The sequence below is a fragment of the Serratia sp. Sp408 genome, from assembly GCF_057180665.1.
Map to the genome: position 1 here is coordinate 1 of NZ_JBXUFT010000049.1, position 255 is coordinate 255.

At 54.9% G+C, this 255-nt stretch carries 1 rRNA gene; it reads right to left on the bottom strand.

What is annotated here, in order from left to right:
• Positions 1-219 (bottom strand): 16S ribosomal RNA (locus AC2AXP_RS22800); the annotation flags it as partial.
• Positions 220-255 lie beyond the last annotated feature (36 nt).

Sequence of the window (255 nt, forward strand, 5' to 3'; positions counted from 1 at the left end):
AAGAGGCCCGAAGGTCCCCCTCTTTGGTCCGTAGACGTTATGCGGTATTAGCCACCGTTTCCAGTGGTTATCCCCCTCCATCGGGCAGTTTCCCAGACATTACTCACCCGTCCGCCGCTCGTCACCCGGAGAGCAAGCTCTCCTGTGCTACCGCTCGACTTGCATGTGTTAGGCCTGCCGCCAGCGTTCAATCTGAGCCATGATCAAACTCTTCAATTAAAAGCTTGATTTGCTTCAACTCGTGAAGCGGTGCTC